The organism is Sulfitobacter sp. EhC04 (genome assembly GCF_001650875.1).
In the GTDB taxonomy this organism is placed as follows: Bacteria; Pseudomonadota; Alphaproteobacteria; order Rhodobacterales; family Rhodobacteraceae; genus Sulfitobacter.
Genome location: NZ_LXYI01000034.1, coordinates 50,502 through 68,039 on the forward strand (window position 1 = coordinate 50,502; position 17,538 = coordinate 68,039).

Here is a 17,538-nt window from a genome sequence, read left to right on the forward strand (position 1 = left end):
ATACCGCGGAGGAGCGGTGAACGGACAATTGGGAGGAATTCAGATGGTTTTCACTAGACGCGCCTTTGGCGCGACCGCGCTTGCGCTTGTTATTGCCGCTCCTGGCTATGCTCAGGACAAGGGCTATGTCGGCATCGCCATGCCCACCAAGTCGTCCGCACGCTGGATCGACGACGGCAACAACATGGTCAAGCAGTTCGAAGAGGCGGGCTACAAGACAGACCTGCAATACGCCGAGGACGATATCCCCAATCAGCTGGCGCAGATCGAGAACATGATCACCAAGGGCGTCGACGCGCTGGTCATCGCCGCGATTGATGGCACCACGCTGACCAGTGCACTGGCCAATGCTGCCGCCTCCGATATTCCGGTCGTGGCCTACGACCGCCTGATCCGCGACAGCGGCGATGTCAGCTATTATGCGACTTTCGACAACTTCAAGGTCGGCGTGCAACAGGCCGAGACAGTGGTCGCGGGCCTCAAGGAACGCTTTCCCGATGAGAAGCCCTGGAACGTTGAACTCTTTGGCGGCAGTCCGGACGACAACAACGCATATTTCTTCTATGACGGTGCCATGTCGGTGTTGCAGCCGATGATCGACTCCGGCGACATCGCGGTCCCATCGGGCCAGATGGGCATGGATACCGTCGGCACGCTTCGCTGGGACGGATCTGTTGCGCAGTCGCGGATGGATAACCTTTTGTCGGCGAACTACACCGACAACCATGTCCATGGCGTTCTGTCGCCCTATGACGGCCTGTCGATCGGGATCATCTCGTCGCTTCAGGGCGTCGGCTATGGTTCGGGCGACATGAAGATGCCCATTGTATCGGGGCAGGATGCCGAAGTGCCTTCGGTCAAGGCGATCCTGCGCGGTGATCAGTATTCGACGATTTTCAAGGACACCCGCGAACTGGCCCGCGTTACCGTCGGCATGGTCAATGCGCTGCTGCAGGGCGGTGAGCCCGAGATCAACGACACCAAGACCTACGACAATGGCGTCAAGATCGTTCCCTCCTACCTGCTCGAACCGCTGCCCGTGACCGCGGACAACTGGGAGGAGCGGCTGGTGGACAGCGGCTATTACGAAAAAAGCGAGATCGAATGATATCTCCTCCCTGACCGGTTGTTCCTGATCGGTCCGACTTGCCTGCCGGACAAGTCCGGCAGGCGCTTTCCAGAATCGCGAGGCCCCAGATGAGCGTCATTCTTGAAATGCGTGGGATCACCAAGGAATTTCCCGGTGTGAAAGCGCTTGACGACGTTACGCTGTCCGTCGCTGAGGGCGAGATCCATGCGCTGGTCGGCGAAAACGGCGCAGGAAAATCGACGCTGATGAAGGTCCTTTCGGGGGTCTATCCGGACGGCTCTTTCGATGGCGAGATTGTCTATGACGGCACGCCGCGCGCCTTTCGGTCGATCCGCGACAGCGAAGACATCGGCATCATCATCATTCATCAAGAGCTCGCGCTGATCCCGCTTCTTTCGGTGGCCGAGAACATCTTCTTGGGCAACGAACGCGCCACGAGAGGGATCATCGACTGGCGCGAGACGCACGACAGGGCCGCCGATCTGCTGGCCCGCGTCGGGCTGGCAGAGAACCCCGCGACGATCCTCGATGACCTGGGCCTCGGCAAGCAGCAACTGGTCGAGATTGCCAAGGCGCTGTCCAAGAACGTGCGCCTGCTGATCCTGGACGAGCCGACCTCCTCACTGAACGAGGCAGACAGTGCCAAGCTGTTGCAACTTCTCATAGATTTCCGCGAAAAAGGGCTGACCTCGATCCTCATATCGCACAAGCTGAACGAGGTATCGAAGGTCGCCGACACAATCACCGTTCTGCGCGACGGGGCCACTGTGGCCCGGATGAACTGCGCCGACGGCGTGGACGAGAACGACATCGTCCGAAACATGGTTGGCCGCGCGCTGGAGGACCGCTATCCGCCCAAGGGCGACACAGCGCCCGGCGAGATCGCGATGGAGGTCCGCAATTGGACCGTTCATCATCCGCTGCATGCCGAGCGCCGGGTTGTGAACAACGTGAGCTTCCACGTCCGCAAGGGCGAGGTGCTGGGCATCGCGGGTCTGATGGGGGCAGGGCGCACGGAATTGGCGATGAGCCTCTTCGGCCGCTCCTATGGCCGCGACATCAGTGGCGAAGTCTCGATCAACGGCGCACCTGCCGACCTGTCCACCGTGCGGCACGCGATCAAGGCGGGTCTGGCCTATGCCACCGAGGACCGAAAGACCTACGGGCTGGTTCTGGACGACACGATCCGCCGCAACGTGCCCCTGGCCGATCTGCCCGCCATTTCGCGCAATGGCATCGTCGATCGCGAACACGAAGCCAGGGTCGCCGCACGCTACCGCGACAAGCTGGCCATAAAGTCGTCGTCGATCGAACAGGCGACCGTGAACCTTTCGGGCGGCAACCAACAGAAGGTGGTTCTGTCCAAGTGGCTTTTCGCAGATCCGGAGATCCTCATCCTGGACGAGCCGACGCGCGGCATCGACGTCGGTGCCAAGTTCGAAATCTACACCGTGATCCGCGAGCTTGCGGCGCAGGGCAAGGCGATCATCGTGATCTCTTCGGAACTGCCTGAGCTGCTGGGCGTGACGGATCGCCTTTACGTCATGAATGAAGGCCGCTTCGTGGACGAAATGCCAACCGCAGAGGCCAGTCAGGAAAAGATCATGTCAAAAATCGTCAAGTCGGGAGAAGTTGCATGACCGACATAAAAGCCCAGACCTCCGCCGCGCCGGATCAATCGTCGAAATCCGGCTGGCAGTTCCTGAAGGGACACCTGCGGGAATACGGCATCCTGATTGCACTGGTGGTCATCATGGCCTTCTTCCAGGTCGCCACCGGGGGCATCCTGCTGAAACCTGTGAACCTGACAAACCTTATCCTGCAGAACTCCTACATCGTGATCATGGCCGTGGGGATGCTGCTGGTGATCGTCTGCGGGCATATCGACCTCTCCGTCGGTTCCGTTCTCGGCTTCATCGGCGCGTTGGCCGCCGTGATGATCGTGAATTGGGAGTTGCCCTGGCTGATCGCCGCAGTGCTTTGCCTGGTTGCGGGGGCGGCCATCGGGGCCGCGCAGGGCTTTTGGGTGGCCTATTTCCGGATACCGTCCTTCATCGTGACACTGGCCGGCATGCTGGTCTTCAAGGGTCTGACGCTCTGGCTGCTCGCAGGGCAGTCCGTGGGGCCATTTCCGCCGGAGTTCCGCCTGATCTCGTCGGGCTTTGTGCCCGACCTCTTCGGCGGCGAAAATCTGAATCTGTTCTCGCTCTTCGCCGGGATCGCCGTGGCCGCTCTGCTGCTGTGGTTGGCGGTCCGCACACGTGCCCGCCAGACAGCGGCAGGGGCCGAGACAGAACCTTTCCCCTTCTTCGCCGGTCGTAACGCGCTGATCTTCTGCGCTCTGGTCTACATGTCCTGGCTGATGGCTGATTTCCGGGGCCTGCCAAACGTCTTCATCGTCATGGCGCTTCTGATCGCGGTCTATTCTTTCCTGACGTCGCGCACCACCTTCGGCCGTCGCATCTATGCAATCGGCGGCAACGAAAAAGCGGCGGCGCTGTCGGGCATCAACTCAAAGCGGCTGACCTTCCTTACATTCGCCAACATGGGGATGCTGGCGGCGCTGGCCGGTCTGGTCTTTGCTGCCCGCCTGAACACCGCCACCCCCAAGGCCGGCGTCGCCTTCGAACTGGATGTGATTGCCGCGGTCTTCATTGGCGGCGCTTCGATGTCGGGCGGCGTGGGCACCGTGGTGGGGGCGGTCATCGGCGCCTTCATCATGGGGGTCATGAACAACGGTATGTCCATCCTCGGCATCGGCATCGACTGGCAGCAGGTCATCAAGGGACTGGTCCTGCTGGCTGCCGTGATCTTTGACGTCCTGAACAAGCAGAAAGGCTAACGACATGCTGCTTTCCCAATTCGCCCGCGGGGACGGAACACCGCAGATCGTCGCCCGCGACGGAACAGAGGCCTACGAGGTCAATACGGACCTCTCGCTTTACGCACTTGCCATGGAATGCGTCGAAGATGGGCAGGGCCTGCGTGACCGCATCGCCACGCTTGGAATGGGCGGCGCGGTGGATCTGGCCGCGCTTTACGCGAAGTGCCGCCTGCTGCCGCCGGTCACCCATCCCGACCCGGCGCATTTGCACCTGACCGGCACCGGGCTGACCCACCTGGGATCGGCCGCGACCCGTGCGGACATGCACAAGAAGGCGACCGGCGACGAGACCGACAGCATGAAGATGTTTCGAATGGGCCTGGACGGCGGCAAACCTGCCAATGGCGTCGCCGGGGTCCAGCCCGAATGGTTCTATAAAGGGAATGGCACGGTTCTTGCCGTTCCCGGTGCGCCGCTCATGTCGCCCGACTTTGCCGAAGACGGAGGGGAGGAGCCAGAGATTGCTGGCATCTATCTTATCGCCCCCGATGGCACGCCGGTCAGGTTGGGTTGGGCGCTGGCCAATGAATTCTCGGACCATGTGATGGAGCGGCGCAACTACCTCTATCTTGCTCATTCCAAGCTGCGCCCGACCGCCTTCGGGCCGGAGCTGCTGATCGGTGACTTGCCGGACCATATCGAGGGGACCTCTCGCGTCTATCGAGACGGCAAGGTGCTATTCGAAAAGCCCTTTTTATCGGGCGAGGCGAATATGAGCCACTCCTTTGCCAACCTTGAACACCACCACTTCAAGTATCAGCTGTTTCGCCAGCCCGGTGATCTGCATGTCCACATGTTCGGCACTGCGACGCTGTCTTTTGCCGATGGCGTGCAGACCCGCGATGGCGACACCTTCGAGATCGAAGCCGCGCCCTTTGGCCTGCCGCTGCGCAACACGCTGGCCTTCACGCCGCTCGGCCAGCCCGAGCCGCGCACCGAAATCCGTTCGCTCTGAGGACAGTCATGACTTTCAAACCGGCACAGTGGCCCAGAAAACTCAGATCGCAGGAATGGTACGGCGGCACGTCGCGGGACAATATCTATCACCGTGGCTGGCTCAAGAATCAGGGCTACCCCCATGACCTTTTCGACGGTCGCCCGGTCATCGGCATCCTGAACACATGGTCCGACCTGACCCCCTGCAACGGCCACCTGCGTGAGCTTGCTGAAAAGGTCAAGGCCGGCGTGTGGGAGGCAGGAGGATTCCCGGTCGAGGTGCCCGTCTTCTCGGCGTCGGAAAATACCTTCCGGCCCACGGCGATGATGTACCGCAATCTAGCTGCCATGGCGGTCGAAGAGCAGATGCGCGCTCAGCCGATCGACGGTGCAGTCCTTCTGGTCGGTTGCGACAAGACCACGCCCTCCCTGATGATGGGCGCGGCCTCCACGGATATTCCGTCGATCGTCGTCACTGGCGGGCCGATGCTGAACGGCTGGTTCCGGGGCGAACGTGTCGGGTCCGGAACCGCGCTCTGGCAGATGTCCGAGGACATCAAGGCCGGCAAGATGAGCCAGGAGGATTTCCTGGATGCCGAACAGGCGATGAGCCGGTCGTCGGGCACCTGCAACACCATGGGGACGGCCTCCACCATGGCCTCGATGGCCGAGGCGCTTGGCATGGCCTTGTCGGGTAATGCTGCGATCCCTGGCGTGGATGCGCGACGTCGCGTCATGGCGCAGATCACGGGACGCCGTATCGTGCAGATGGTAAAGGACGATCTGAAGCCCTCGGACATCATGACGAAACAGGCCTTCGAGAATGCGATCCGCGTAAACGGCGCCATCGGCGGGTCGACCAACGCGGTGGTTCATCTGCTTGCGATGGCGGGCCGGGCTGGCGTTGACCTGACGCTGGATGACTGGGACCGGCTGGGCCGCGACGTGCCGACCATCGTGAACCTCATGCCTTCCGGCAAGTACCTGATGGAAGAGTTCTTCTATGCCGGTGGCCTGCCTGTCGTTCTGAAACGCCTGGGCGAGGCGGGGATGCTGCACAAGGATGCGCTGACCGTGTCTGGCGAGGGGGTCTGGGAGGAGGTCAAGGACGCCGTGAACTGGAACGAGGACGTGATCCTGCCTGTCGACAAGGCCCTGACCCAGTCGGGGGGCATTGCCGTGCTGAAGGGTAATCTCGCGCCTTGCGGCGCCGTGCTGAAACCCTCTGCCGCGACGCCCGAACTGATGCAGCACAGGGGCCGCGCGGTCGTGTTCGAGGATATCGACGATTACAAGGCGCGGATCAACGACGACGCGCTGGATATCGACGAGACCTGCGTGATGGTGCTGAAGAACTGCGGCCCCAGGGGCTATCCCGGCATGTCCGAGGTCGGCAACATGGGCCTGCCGCCCAAGGTGCTGAAAAAGGGTATCACCGACATGGTCCGCATCTCGGATGCGCGCATGTCCGGCACCGCCTATGGTACGGTCATCCTGCACACCGCCCCCGAAGCCGCCGCCGGGGGGCCGCTGGCCATCGTGCAGACCGGCGACATGATCGAGGTCGACGTGCAGAACAGGCGCATCCACCTTGATCTGACCGACGAGGAGATCGCGGCGCGCCTCGCCAATTGGACCCCGCCGGAGGTTCCTGCCGTGAATGGCGGTTACACCCGGCTTTATCACGATGCCGTCGAGGGCGCGGACACCGGGGCCGATTTCAGCTTCCTGAAGGGATGCAGAGGAAACGAGGTGCCCCGTGACAGCCACTAAGGTCGCGTTGGTCGGCATCGGCAAGATCGCCCGCGACCAGCATATCCCTGCACTCGCCGCATCAGACGCGTATCAACTGGCCGCCACGGTCAGCCGCTCCGGCGGCACGGAAGGCGTCGAGAATTACGACACCGTCGAGGCGCTGCTCGCGGCACGCCCCGACATTTCTGCCATCAGCTTCTGCACCCCGCCTCAGGTCCGCTATGCCGGGGCGCGCGCCGCGCTGGACGCTGGTCGACACGTGATGTTGGAAAAACCGCCAGGCGCGTCGCTGTCCGAGGTCCACGCGCTGGAGGCGCTGGCGCAGGACAAGGGCCTGACCCTCTTTGCCACCTGGCATTCGCGGCACGCGGCGTCGGTGCCCGCCGCGAAGGCCTGGCTCTCTGACAAAACGGTCAAATCGGTCAGGATCGACTGGAAGGAAGACGTGCGCGTCTGGCATCCCGGTCAACAGTGGATATGGGAGGCCGGGGGGCTGGGCATCTTCGATCCTACGATCAACGCCTTCTCGATCCTGACCGAAATCCTGCCGGTCGAAGTTCACGTGACCGGGGCCGAACTGCATTTCCCCAGCAATTGCGAGACGCCGATTGCGGGCGAAATACGGATGGACGGCCCCGACGGTCCCCTCGTCACCGCCGACGTCGATTTCCTTTGGGAAGGCGATGCCTTGTGGCGGCTGATCGTCGAAACGGACGGCGGCACCCTTACCCTCAATCACGGCGGTGCGATCATGGAGATCGACAGCGGCGCTGAGCACAGCACGGGTCGCGAAGAGCCGGGTATTCACGGCGAATATGACGGCCTCTACGCCCGCTTTGCAGATTTGCTCGATACGAACACCTCCGAAGTCGACCTGCGCCCCATGGTGCTGGTGGCCGACGCCTTCACCCTCGGCAAGCGCCTCGATGCGCCCGAGTTCTTTGACACAACACTGACGGAAGACTGATATGCTTGATAGCGCACGCCTCACCGGAAAACACCTGATCGCTGGCGAATGGGTCGATGGCGGTCCGACTTTCACCTCAGACCCGGTGACCGGCGATCCCGTATCCGTTTATTGCGGCGGGGCAGGTGACATCGACGCCGCCGTTCTCGCGGCGGAGGAGGCTTTCGTCACATACGGCTGGACCGATCGCGAAACCCGCGCGACCTTCCTCGAAGCCATCGCCGATGAGATCGAAGCGCGGGGTTCTGAGCTTACAGCCTGTGGCTCTGCCGAAACTGGCCTGCCCAAAGCGAGACTTGAAGGAGAGCGGGGCCGCACGACCGGCCAGCTTCGCATGTTCGCGGACCATATCCGCAAGGGCGATTACCTCGACATTCGTCACGACACGGCGCTGCCCGACCGTGAACCGCTGCCGCGTCCCGACCTGCGGATGGTCCAGCGCCCGCTTGGTCCTGTCGCGGTTTTTGGCGCGTCGAACTTCCCGCTGGCATTCTCCACCGCCGGGGGCGATACCGCCGCAGCGCTGGCTGCCGGCTGTCCGGTGGTCTACAAGGGACACCCCGGCCACCCCGCCACTGGCGAATTGGTCGCCCAGGCCATCGCGGCCGCCATCGAGAAAACCGGAATGCCCAAGGGCACCTTCGGGTTCGTCCAGTCAAACACCAACGAGGCGGGCGAGGCGCTGGTCAAGCACCCCCTGATCCGCGCCATCGGCTTTACCGGGTCCTTCCGGGGCGGCAAGGCGCTGTTCGATCTGGCCATGGCCCGACCCGAGCCGATCCCGTTTTATGGTGAGCTTGGTTCGATCAACCCGGTCTTCGTGATGCCCGCCGCCCTCAAGGCCCGCGCGGCCGATACCGGCGCTGCCTGGGCCGGGTCGCTGACAATGGGCGTCGGCCAGTTCTGTACCAACCCCGGCGTCGTCGTGCTGCCGCAAGGCGCGGGAGGTGACGCGTTCCGCGATGCGGCGATCAAGGCTCTGGCCGAGGTTGGCCCGCAGCCCATGCTCACGACCGGCACCGCCAAGGGCTATGCTGCCGCCGTGCAGGAGACCGCGAAATCGGCGAACCGCCTGACAGAAGCGGCCACAGCGCCGGACCGCTGCGGCCTGCCTGCGGTTTTCGAGGTCACCGGCGCTGACTGGCTGGCCAATCCGGCGCTTGCGGAAGAGATGTTCGGCCCCGCCGCCATTCTGATCCGCACCGCATCGCCTGCCGAAACGCTGGACATCGCAAGATCGTTCAACGGTCAGCTGACCGTCACGCTTCAGATCGAGGAAGGGGACACCGACGCCGCCCGCGCGCTGATGCCGGTGCTGGAACGTATGGCGGGCCGGGTGCTGGCGAACGGCTTCCCCACGGGGGTCGAGGTGGCCGATGCGATGGTCCACGGCGGGCCGTTCCCCGCCTCCACGAATTTCGGAGCAACGTCGGTCGGCAGTCTGGGCATCCGCCGGTTCCTGCGTCCGGTGTCGTTCCAGAATATCCCAGCCGCGCTTTTGCCCTCCGATCTTCGGATCGGTTGACCGCGCGCCGGGAAAGACGAAGATCGGCGGCGGATGGTCCGTCGCCGATGGTCAGGACCCAGGGAGGAATTGGGTCCCTCATTCCTAGGGAGGGAATTATGAGACATCTACTTGCCACAACGGCATTTCTGGCTTTCGGCGCGTCCGCCGCAATGGCGCAGACGGTCGGCTTTTCACAGATCGGCTCGGAATCCGGCTGGCGTGCTGCCGAAACGACCCTGACCAAGCAGCAGGCCGAGGAGCGCGGAATCGACCTGAAATTCTCGGACGCGCAGCAGAAGCAGGAAAACCAGATCGCCGCGATCCGGTCTTTTATCGCCCAAGGCGTTGACGCGATCCTGCTGGCCCCGGTCGTGGCCACCGGTTGGGACTCGGTGCTGAAAGAAGCCAAGGAAGCCGAGATCCCCGTCGTGCTGCTGGACCGTCTGGTCGACAGCGACAAGTCGCTCTACCTGACTGCGGTCGGTTCCGACCTCGTGCATGAAGGCGAAGTGGCGGGCAAATGGCTGGTCGAACAGGCCTCGGGTGAAGAGTGCCGCGTCGTCGAACTTCAGGGCACCACCGGGTCTTCCCCGGCAATCGACCGAAAAACCGGATTCGAACAGGGTATCGCCGGGGCCGACAACATTGAAATCGTCCGGTCCCAGACCGGCGACTTTACCCGCGCCCAAGGCAAGGAAGTCATGGAGAGCTTCTTGCAGGCGGAAAACGGCGGCAAGGACATCTGTGCGCTTTACGCTCATAACGACGATATGGCCGTTGGTGCGATCCAGGCCATCAAGGAAGCGGGCCTGAAGCCCGGCGAGGATATCCTGATCGTGTCGATCGACGCCGTGCCGGATATCTTCCAGGCCATGGCGGCAGGCGAAGCAAACGCCACGGTGGAATTGACACCGAACATGGCAGGCCCCGCATTCGATGCTCTCGAAGCCTACCTTGCAGACGGAACGGAGCCGGAGAAGTTCATCCAGACCGAATCCAAGCTCTATACCCAGGCGGACGACCCGGCGGGCGAGTACGAACGCCGCAAGGGTCTGGGCTACTGATTCCGGCCTGTTGAACGGCGGCGGGCCGACCGCCGCCGTTTCCCCTGCGCCGAACTTCCTGGCTTGCGCAGCCAGATTTGAAATTCCGGGTGCTGAATGCTTCTGACGATACGATCCCTGACCAAGACCTTCCCCGGCACCAAGGCGCTGGATGGGGTCGACTTTGACCTCGCTGCTGGCGAGGTTCACGCCCTGTTGGGCGAGAACGGCGCAGGCAAGTCGACGCTGATCAAATGTCTGACCGGGGCATATGAACGCGACGAGGGTCTGATCACACTGGAGGGTGAAACGATTTCTCCGCGCTCGACCTCAGAGGCGCAGGAGCTGGGGATCGGCACGGTTTATCAGGAGGTCAACCTGTTGCCCAACCTCACGGTGGCGCAGAACCTGACATTCGGCAATGAACCCCTGCGGTTCGGCATGGTCGACCGGCGCGCACAGCTGCGCCAGGCCGAGGCGATGCTGGAGGGCTACAGGCTGGATATCGACGTTTCCCGCGACCTTTCGGCCTATTCCGTGGCCATCCGCCAGATCATCGCCATCGCCCGCGCGGTCGCGCTGTCCGGCAAGGTTCTGATTCTGGACGAACCGACCGCCAGCCTTGATGCGCGCGAGGTCGAGACCTTGTTCGCAGTTGTCCGGGGCCTGCGCGATAAAGGGCTGGGGATTGTCTTTGTCTCACATTTTCTCGATCAGGTCTTTGATCTGACCGACCGCGTCACTGTGCTGCGCAACGGACAGAAAGTCATCACCGAACGCACTGCCGATCTCGACCGGGTACAGCTGATCGAACATATGCTGGGCCGCGCGCTGAAGGACGATGTGGTCGGCCATGCCAAGGCGCATCAGGCGGGCCGGGAATGGCCCGAGCTTTTGAAATTCGAAGGCTTTGGCCGTCGTGGCCATATCGCCCCCTTTGATCTGAGCGTCGGAGAAGGCGAGGTTCTCGGCCTCGCCGGTCTGCTCGGCTCCGGCCGTACCGAAAGCGCGGAGCTGATGTTCGGCCTTGCGGCGGCCCATAGCGGCGCGGCGCGCGACGCCAAAGGGACGCTTGATCTGTCCTCGCCCCGCAAGGCCATCGCTGCGGGCTTCGGCTTTGCCCCTGAGGAACGCAAGGAGGACGGCATCATCGCCGATCTCTCCGTTCGCGAGAATATTGCGCTCGCCATGCAGGCCCGCCGGGGCTGGATGCGTCCAATCCCCCGCGCCGAGCAGCAGCGACTCGCCGAGGACTATATCGAAAAGCTCGACATCCGCACCTCCGGCCCGGAACAGCCGATCGGAGATTTGTCGGGCGGCAATCAGCAGAAGGTCGTCCTGGCCCGCTGGCTGGCCATGAACCCGCGTTTTCTGATCCTGGATGAGCCAACACGCGGCATCGACGTCGGTGCCCATGCGGAGATTCTGCGGCTGATCCGGCAAGTCACCGCTGAGGGCATGTCGATCCTCGTCATCTCGTCGGAACTGGACGAGTTGATCGCCGTGGCCGACCGGGTCATCGTGGTCCGTGACCGGCGTCATGTGGCCGAGCTTACCGGTTCCGAGATCACCACAGACACCATTGTCCACGCCATCGCCGCGCCTGACCGCGACACAACGGAGGTGCTTGCATGACCGCTCTGCGCCGCGTGACACCGCAATTGCTGACGCTGGCCGCGCTGGTGGCGCTGGTCACGTTGTTCTTTCCTGACTTCCTGCGGATCGAGGTGGTAAACGGCCGCTTTGTCGGGACGATCATGGACATCCTGAAACGCGGCGCGCCGATTGGCTTGCTCGCTGTCGGCATGACGCTGGTCATCGCCACGCGCGGCATCGACCTGAGCGTGGGAACCACGATGGCCATCACGGGCGCGGTCGCCGCCTGGTCGATCACGCAAGGCTACGGGCTTGGCGGCGCGCTGGTGCTGGCGCTGCTGGCCGGGGTCGCGGCCGGGCTGTGGAACGGCATGCTGGTGGCCATTTTTGGCATCCAGCCGATTGTGGCCACATTGATCCTGATGACCTCGGGCAGGGGGATCGCACAACTTGTGACCGAGGGGCGCATCCTGACCTTCTCGCATGAGGGCATGGCCTTCTTCGGCTCCGGCGATCTGCTGGGCATTCCTTCCCCTGCGCTCCTGTGGCTGTTGACTGCTGCTGGCGTGGCGCTTTTGATGCGTCGTTCGGCCCTCGGCATGCTGATCGAGGCCGTGGGGGTGAACCGCGCCGCCTCCGCCCTTGCGGGGGTCAATGCAACGGTGCTGCTGATTGCGGTCTACGTGGCCTCGGGCCTCTGCGCCGCGCTGGCCGGGATCGTGGCCACCGCCGACATTCGCGGGGCAGATGCCAACAACTCGGGCCTCTGGCTGGAGCTCGACGCGATCCTCGCCGTGGTGATCGGCGGCAACTCCCTGATGGGCGGACGCTTCTCCATCGCGGCCTCGCTGCTGGGGGCACTGATCATTCAGACCATAGATACCGGCATCCTGCTGGCGGGCTTTCCGTCGGAATATAATCTCGTCATCAAGGCGGGCCTCGTGCTGGTCATCCTGGTGCTGCAAAGCCCGAACCTGAGCCATCACTGGTATGCCCTGCGCCGTGCCGCCCGGACCCGCCGCGAAACCGCCATGGACAGGGCCAAGGAGACAGGACGATGAACCCACGCCTCTATCCGCTGGCCGCGACCATCGCGATCTTCCTGCTGGCCTGGGTGATCTGCGTCATGCAGTTCCCCTACATGCTGTCCACCCGTGTGGTCGGGAACCTGCTGACCGACAATGCGTATCTCGGGATCGTGGCGGTTGGCATGACCGTGGTGATCCTGTCGGGCGGTATTGACCTGTCGGTTGGGTCGGTCATCGCATTTTCGGGCGTCTTCATTGCCGTGATGCTGCGCGATACTGGCCTGCACCCCATCCTCGTTTTCGCCCTGCTGCTGGTGATTGCCACGGGTTTCGGCGCAGCCATGGGGTGGCTGATCCATGCGCTGGCCATGCCGCCCTTTATCGTGACGTTGGCGGGGATGTTCCTGGCGCGCGGGGCAGCCTACATGCTCACGATCGACTCCGTGCCCATCGACCATGCCTTCTACGACCTGCTGGACGATGCCTATTACCTGATGCCCGGCAAGGGGCGGCTGACCCTGATCGGGCTGGTCATGCTGCTTACTGTTTCGGTTGGCATGATCGTCGCGCACCGCACCCGTTTCGGCGCATCGGTCTTTGCCCTGGGCGGTGGAGAAGCCACGGCACGCCTAATGGGCGTCAAGGTCGGGCGCACCACTGTGATGATCTACGCTTTCTCGGGGCTGATGGCGGGGCTGTCGGGCATCGTCTTTTCGGTCTACACCAGCTCGGGCTATCCGCTGGCCACCGTGGGCACCGAATTGACCGCGATTGCGGCGGTCGTGATCGGAGGCACGCTACTGACCGGCGGGGCGGGCTTTGTCTTTGGCACGCTGATCGGGGTGCTGACCATGGGGCTGATCCAGACCTACATTGTCTTTGACGGCTCGCTCTCCAGCTGGTGGACCAAGATCATCATCGGTTTGCTGCTGCTGGCCTTTATCCTGCTGCAAAAGGGGCTGCTGCGCGTCACCATGGCAAGGGTCGGTGCATGACCGGCTGGATCGCGGCGGACTGGGGCACCTCCCGCCTGCGCATCTGGGCGCTGGGCGCTGGCGGAGACGTCACTGGGTCCGCGACCTCTGACGAGGGGATGAGCCGCCTGACACCCGATGCCTTTGAGCCTGCCTTCCTGCGCGCTGCCGCAGGCCTGTTGCCCGAGGCAGGGACGGTCGAAGTCCTGATCTGCGGCATGGCCGGGGCAAGGACCGGCTGGCAGGAGGTATCCTACGCCGCCGTGCCCTGTGATCCCATCGCCTGTCCTGAAAGGATCACAACCAGCGACCCGCGCCTGAATGTCCGTATCATCCCCGGCCTCAGCCAATCCGCGCCACTCGACGTGATGCGGGGCGAAGAGACGCAGATTGCGGGCTTCTTGACCGTACATCCCGGCTATGACGGCGTGATCTGCCTACCCGGCACCCACACCAAGTGGGTACGTGTGGCACAGGGCCGCGTGCTGACCTTCCGCACCGCCATGACAGGAGAACTGTTCGACCTGCTCGCCACCCGCTCGACCCTCGCCGGATTGACAGATGACGGTTGGGACGAAGCCGCTTTCGATCAGGCTGTGAGCGTGGCCGTGCGCTCAACGGGCGCGCTGGCTGCCGACCTGTTCGGTTTGCGCGCCGCCGGTCTTCTGGAGCACGTCGCCCCCGGTGCGGCGCGCGCGCGGTTGTCGGCGCTGCTGATCGGACAGGAGGTCGCCTCAATGCGGCCCATTTGGCAGGACAGGCCCGTTGCCCTGATCGGGGATGCCACGCTAGAGGACCTCTATCGCCGGGCGCTGGACGCTGCCGGGCAGCGGGCCGAGAGTTTCGACGCGGGCGAACTGACCCTCACCGGTCTGTGCGCCGCCTTCGAGACATTCAGGGAGGACTGCCAATGAGAGAAATCATCGCCATCCTGCGCGGCGTAACCCCGTCCGAGGTAGTGAAGATCGGCGAGGTCATGATCGCCGCCGGGATCACCCGGATCGAGGTGCCGCTGAATTCGCCCGATCCGCTGGACAGCATTAACCGGCTTGCTTTGGCCTTTGGCGCAGAGGCCGAGATTGGGGCGGGAACAGTGCTTGACCCCGCGCAGGTGCTTGCGGTGAAACAAGCGGGCGGGCGGCTGATCGTTTCACCCGACACCAACGCCGCCGTGATTGTCGAGACCAAACGGCAGGGGATGGCTTCGTACCCCGGCGCGATGACGCCAAGCGAGTGTTTCGCCGCCCTCCGGGCTGGCGCCGATGCAATCAAGCTGTTTCCGGGGGGGCTGATCGGCCCATCTGGATTGGCGGCGGTACGGGCCGTTCTGCCTTCCGGAACAAAGGTGCTGGCTGTGGGCGGCGTGGGCCCCGAGAACTTTTCCGACTGGGCGAAGGCGGGCGTTTCGGGCTTTGGCATAGGAACGGCGCTTTTCCGTCCGGGGAACACGGTTGCGGAGGTCGCGGAACATGCAGCGCGAATCGTCGCGGCCTACGATAAGGCCATGGCATGACCGATATTTTCGACGACCGTGCCTGTGAACTGGGCGAAGGCCCGTTGTGGCATCCCGAACGGCAACAGCTGTTCTGGTTCGACATCCATGGCCACCGCCTGCTGTCGCGCGGACCGGAGGGACCGCAGGAGTGGGGCATGGTCGAAAGTGCCTCGGCCGCCGGATGGATCGACCGCGACCGCCTGCTGATTGCGACCGAGACGGGGCTGTTCCGGTTCGATCTGGAGACCGGTTCGCGTGACCTGTTGGTCGAAATGGAAGCTGACCAGGCCGACACCCGGTCCAACGATGGCCGCGCCGATCCCATGGGCGGCTTCTGGATCGGCACCATGGGCAAGGAGGCCCAGCCGCGTGCTGGCGCAATCTATCGCTATTTCGGCGGCAAGCTCGAACGCCTGTTCCCGGAGATCACCATTCCGAACGCCATTTGTTTCGCGCCCGACGGACGCCGCGCCTTTTACGCCGATACACCCCGCCAGCGCATCTGGACGGTCCCGCTGGATGCACAGGGCTGGCCCGACGGCCCGTCCGAGATTTTCGCTGATCTGCGCAGCGACGGAACATTCCCGGATGGCGCTGTCGTCGATTCCCAGGGCGCGCTCTGGGTTGCGCAGTGGGGGGCGGGCAGGGTCGTGCGGTATCGGTCGGATGGTCGCGCGGACCGGGTGATCGACCTTCCCGCCCGGCTGGTCACCAGTCCCTGTTTCGGGGGCGAGACATTGGACCGGATGTTCGTCACCAGCGCCTGGGAGGGTCTGACGGATCGCGGAGCGGCGGACGGTCAGACATTCACTGTCGATCCGGGCCACACAGGCCTGCCTTCACCCCGTGTGCTTTTATGACCGGACCCGAGAGTTTCGGCCGCCTTCCCAACGGGCGGGAAGTCACGCGCAACCGCATCACCGCAGGTGATCTGGAGGCCCAGGTCCTAACCTGGGGTGCCACGGTTCAGGACCTGCGCTATCGCGGGCAGCGGGTGGTGATCGGGGCAGATACGATCGAGCCCTATCTGAACGATCTGCGCTACTGCGGGGCCGTGGTCGGCCGGTTTGCCAACCGGATCGGCAATGCCCGGTTCGACCTTGATGGCCAGACCTATACAACCGATCCCAACTACCTGGGACGCCATACGCTGCATGGGGGTGAGCAGGGGGCGGGCGAACGTCTCTGGACGCTGGAAGAAACCCGCGCTGATAGCATCCGCCTGTCGCTGACGCTTCGCGATGGGGACATGGGGTTCCCGGGCGCGTTGACCGTCACGGTCGCCTACACCGTCGCGCCGCCCGCGACCCTGCGCGTGGTGATCGAGGCCCGGACAACCCGCGCCACGCCCTGCAGCTTCGCCCATCATGGATACTTTGTATTGGATGATACCGGGACCATCACGGACCACGACCTGCAGATTGAGGCCAGGCATTACTTGCCGGTAAATCAGGATCTGATCCCGACCAGCGGGCCCGCGCCCGTTGCCGGCACCGCGTTTGACTTTCGCGAGGCGCGAAGGGTCGGACAGGCGGGGTACGATCATAATTTCTGTCTGTCGGACAAGGCCACTCATCTGCGCCCTGTTGCCCGGCTGGCGAGCGCCGCATCGGGTGTGACGATGCAGGTGGCCACGACCGAACCGGGCCTTCAGATCTATGACGGCGCGCATCTTGGAGGCCAGAGCGGACATGATAGCTTGAGCCTGCTGCCCAAGCCCGGCCTTGCGTTGGAAACGCAGGCCTGGCCGGACAGCCCGAACCGCGCGGATTTCCCGAACTGCATCCTGAGGCCGGGAGAGACGTACCGGGCCGAAACGACCTACGCCTTTGCTGGTCCGGCAGCTTGAGGATACGGGTCCCAGGCCGCACGAGATCATCTAAATGAGAAAATTGGCGAACTCGGTGGCTTTACAGTGATCGAGGAAGCAACCGAGGCGACATTGCGCCCGATCGCCTATGCATGTCAGCGCGGGCGGGTCGTTTGCAGGAATTGGAGCGTCCGGCCTTATATATGAATCACTTGTTCGCTGCCTTAGGTTAAAGGCCGGACGCTTTATTTGCGGAAGTTCCAGCACGGTAAATCCCTTGTTCCCGGCAAAATCCGAAATTGCGCAGCGCACAAGGGCGGGTTTTTTTATATTGTCTTGATATTGTTGTTGCGCGCCGTTCGCGGGGTTCTTACATCCATTCCGAATGCCCGAAATATAGTATCTTGTATTTGCTGGGTTTTTTGGGAATCTTTCGGGATGACTTCATCTCGA

15 protein-coding genes are annotated in these 17,538 nt (G+C 63.3%); all 15 read left to right on the top strand.

The genetic code is table 11. The annotated features are described in order from the left end of the window. Nucleotides 1-43: 43 nt before the first annotated feature. The 15 genes from chvE (at nt 44) to A8B82_RS15155 (ending at nt 17,124) form a co-directional block, all read left to right on the top strand. Nucleotides 44-1,108: a multiple monosaccharide ABC transporter substrate-binding protein gene (gene chvE, locus A8B82_RS15085; RefSeq protein WP_067294099.1), complete on the top strand. Its 1,065-nt coding sequence runs from the start codon at nt 44-46 to the stop codon at nt 1,106-1,108. A gap of 89 nt (nt 1,109-1,197) precedes the next feature. Next, the gene (mmsA, locus tag A8B82_RS15090; protein ID WP_067294101.1) at nt 1,198-2,730 is read left to right on the top strand and encodes a multiple monosaccharide ABC transporter ATP-binding protein; all 1,533 of its coding nucleotides are present in this window, start codon (nt 1,198-1,200) and stop codon (nt 2,728-2,730) included. Further along, a complete protein-coding gene (gene mmsB / locus A8B82_RS15095; protein WP_067294104.1) occupies nt 2,727-3,932 on the top strand; it encodes a multiple monosaccharide ABC transporter permease in 1,206 nt (401 codons plus the stop codon). Before mmsA ends, mmsB begins: the two co-directional genes overlap by 4 nt. 4 nt (nt 3,933-3,936) lie before the next feature. After that, nucleotides 3,937-4,929: an AraD1 family protein gene (araD1, locus tag A8B82_RS15100; protein WP_067294106.1), complete on the top strand. Its 993-nt coding sequence runs from the start codon at nt 3,937-3,939 to the stop codon at nt 4,927-4,929. Nucleotides 4,930-4,937: 8 nt separating this feature from the next. Next, nucleotides 4,938-6,683 carry an L-arabinonate dehydratase gene (gene araD / locus A8B82_RS15105; RefSeq protein WP_067294109.1) on the top strand — a complete coding sequence of 582 codons (1,746 nt, stop codon included), beginning with the start codon at nt 4,938-4,940 and terminating at the stop codon, nt 6,681-6,683. Next, nucleotides 6,670-7,632, top strand: coding sequence for a Gfo/Idh/MocA family protein (locus A8B82_RS15110; protein WP_067294114.1), 963 nt, complete (start codon nt 6,670-6,672; stop codon nt 7,630-7,632). The genes araD and A8B82_RS15110 overlap by 14 nt, the downstream gene beginning before the upstream one ends. A 1-nt stretch (nt 7,633) precedes the next feature. Further along, nucleotides 7,634-9,157 carry an aldehyde dehydrogenase (NADP(+)) gene (locus tag A8B82_RS15115; protein WP_067294117.1) on the top strand — a complete coding sequence of 508 codons (1,524 nt, stop codon included), beginning with the start codon at nt 7,634-7,636 and terminating at the stop codon, nt 9,155-9,157. 98 nt (nt 9,158-9,255) lie between these two features. Continuing rightward, nucleotides 9,256-10,203 carry a galactofuranose ABC transporter, galactofuranose-binding protein YtfQ gene (ytfQ, locus tag A8B82_RS15120; RefSeq protein WP_067294120.1) on the top strand — a complete coding sequence of 316 codons (948 nt, stop codon included), beginning with the start codon at nt 9,256-9,258 and terminating at the stop codon, nt 10,201-10,203. Nucleotides 10,204-10,299: 96 nt separating this feature from the next. Beyond that, nucleotides 10,300-11,817: a sugar ABC transporter ATP-binding protein gene (locus A8B82_RS15125; protein WP_067294123.1), complete on the top strand. Its 1,518-nt coding sequence runs from the start codon at nt 10,300-10,302 to the stop codon at nt 11,815-11,817. Then, nucleotides 11,814-12,839 (top strand): ABC transporter permease, encoded by a 1,026-nt coding sequence (locus A8B82_RS15130; RefSeq protein ID WP_067294125.1) that lies wholly within the window; start codon nt 11,814-11,816, stop codon nt 12,837-12,839. Before A8B82_RS15125 ends, A8B82_RS15130 begins: the two co-directional genes overlap by 4 nt. After that, nucleotides 12,836-13,801, top strand: coding sequence for a galactofuranose ABC transporter, permease protein YjfF (gene yjfF / locus A8B82_RS15135; RefSeq protein WP_067294128.1), 966 nt, complete (start codon nt 12,836-12,838; stop codon nt 13,799-13,801). The genes A8B82_RS15130 and yjfF overlap by 4 nt, the downstream gene beginning before the upstream one ends. Continuing rightward, nucleotides 13,798-14,694: a 2-dehydro-3-deoxygalactonokinase gene (locus A8B82_RS15140; protein ID WP_067294134.1), complete on the top strand. Its 897-nt coding sequence runs from the start codon at nt 13,798-13,800 to the stop codon at nt 14,692-14,694. The genes yjfF and A8B82_RS15140 overlap by 4 nt, the downstream gene beginning before the upstream one ends. Continuing rightward, nucleotides 14,691-15,293, top strand: coding sequence for a 2-dehydro-3-deoxy-6-phosphogalactonate aldolase (locus tag A8B82_RS15145; RefSeq protein ID WP_067294137.1), 603 nt, complete (start codon nt 14,691-14,693; stop codon nt 15,291-15,293). The genes A8B82_RS15140 and A8B82_RS15145 overlap by 4 nt, the downstream gene beginning before the upstream one ends. Beyond that, nucleotides 15,290-16,135 carry an SMP-30/gluconolactonase/LRE family protein gene (locus tag A8B82_RS15150; RefSeq protein ID WP_067294140.1) on the top strand — a complete coding sequence of 282 codons (846 nt, stop codon included), beginning with the start codon at nt 15,290-15,292 and terminating at the stop codon, nt 16,133-16,135. Before A8B82_RS15145 ends, A8B82_RS15150 begins: the two co-directional genes overlap by 4 nt. Next, nucleotides 16,132-17,124, top strand: coding sequence for an aldose epimerase family protein (locus A8B82_RS15155; RefSeq protein WP_067294144.1), 993 nt, complete (start codon nt 16,132-16,134; stop codon nt 17,122-17,124). Before A8B82_RS15150 ends, A8B82_RS15155 begins: the two co-directional genes overlap by 4 nt. Nucleotides 17,125-17,538: the final 414 nt, after the last annotated feature.

Bases quoted from the DNA above. Each gene is read 5' to 3' on its own strand.
- araD1 (WP_067294106.1), top strand. From the start codon at position 3,937: ATGCTGCTTTCCCAATTCGCCCGCGGGGACGGAACACCGCAGATCGTC.
- mmsA (WP_067294101.1), top strand. From the start codon at position 1,198: ATGAGCGTCATTCTTGAAATGCGTGGGATCACCAAGGAATTTCCCGGT.
- A8B82_RS15145 (WP_067294137.1), top strand. From the start codon at position 14,691: ATGAGAGAAATCATCGCCATCCTGCGCGGCGTAACCCCGTCCGAGGTA.
- araD (WP_067294109.1), top strand. From the start codon at position 4,938: ATGACTTTCAAACCGGCACAGTGGCCCAGAAAACTCAGATCGCAGGAA.
- A8B82_RS15150 (WP_067294140.1), top strand. From the start codon at position 15,290: ATGACCGATATTTTCGACGACCGTGCCTGTGAACTGGGCGAAGGCCCG.
- A8B82_RS15130 (WP_067294125.1), top strand. From the start codon at position 11,814: ATGACCGCTCTGCGCCGCGTGACACCGCAATTGCTGACGCTGGCCGCG.
- A8B82_RS15155 (WP_067294144.1), top strand. From the start codon at position 16,132: ATGACCGGACCCGAGAGTTTCGGCCGCCTTCCCAACGGGCGGGAAGTC.
- yjfF (WP_067294128.1), top strand. From the start codon at position 12,836: ATGAACCCACGCCTCTATCCGCTGGCCGCGACCATCGCGATCTTCCTG.
- A8B82_RS15115 (WP_067294117.1), top strand. From the start codon at position 7,634: ATGCTTGATAGCGCACGCCTCACCGGAAAACACCTGATCGCTGGCGAA.
- chvE (WP_067294099.1), top strand. From the start codon at position 44: ATGGTTTTCACTAGACGCGCCTTTGGCGCGACCGCGCTTGCGCTTGTT.
- ytfQ (WP_067294120.1), top strand. From the start codon at position 9,256: ATGAGACATCTACTTGCCACAACGGCATTTCTGGCTTTCGGCGCGTCC.
- A8B82_RS15125 (WP_067294123.1), top strand. From the start codon at position 10,300: ATGCTTCTGACGATACGATCCCTGACCAAGACCTTCCCCGGCACCAAG.
- A8B82_RS15140 (WP_067294134.1), top strand. From the start codon at position 13,798: ATGACCGGCTGGATCGCGGCGGACTGGGGCACCTCCCGCCTGCGCATC.
- mmsB (WP_067294104.1), top strand. From the start codon at position 2,727: ATGACCGACATAAAAGCCCAGACCTCCGCCGCGCCGGATCAATCGTCG.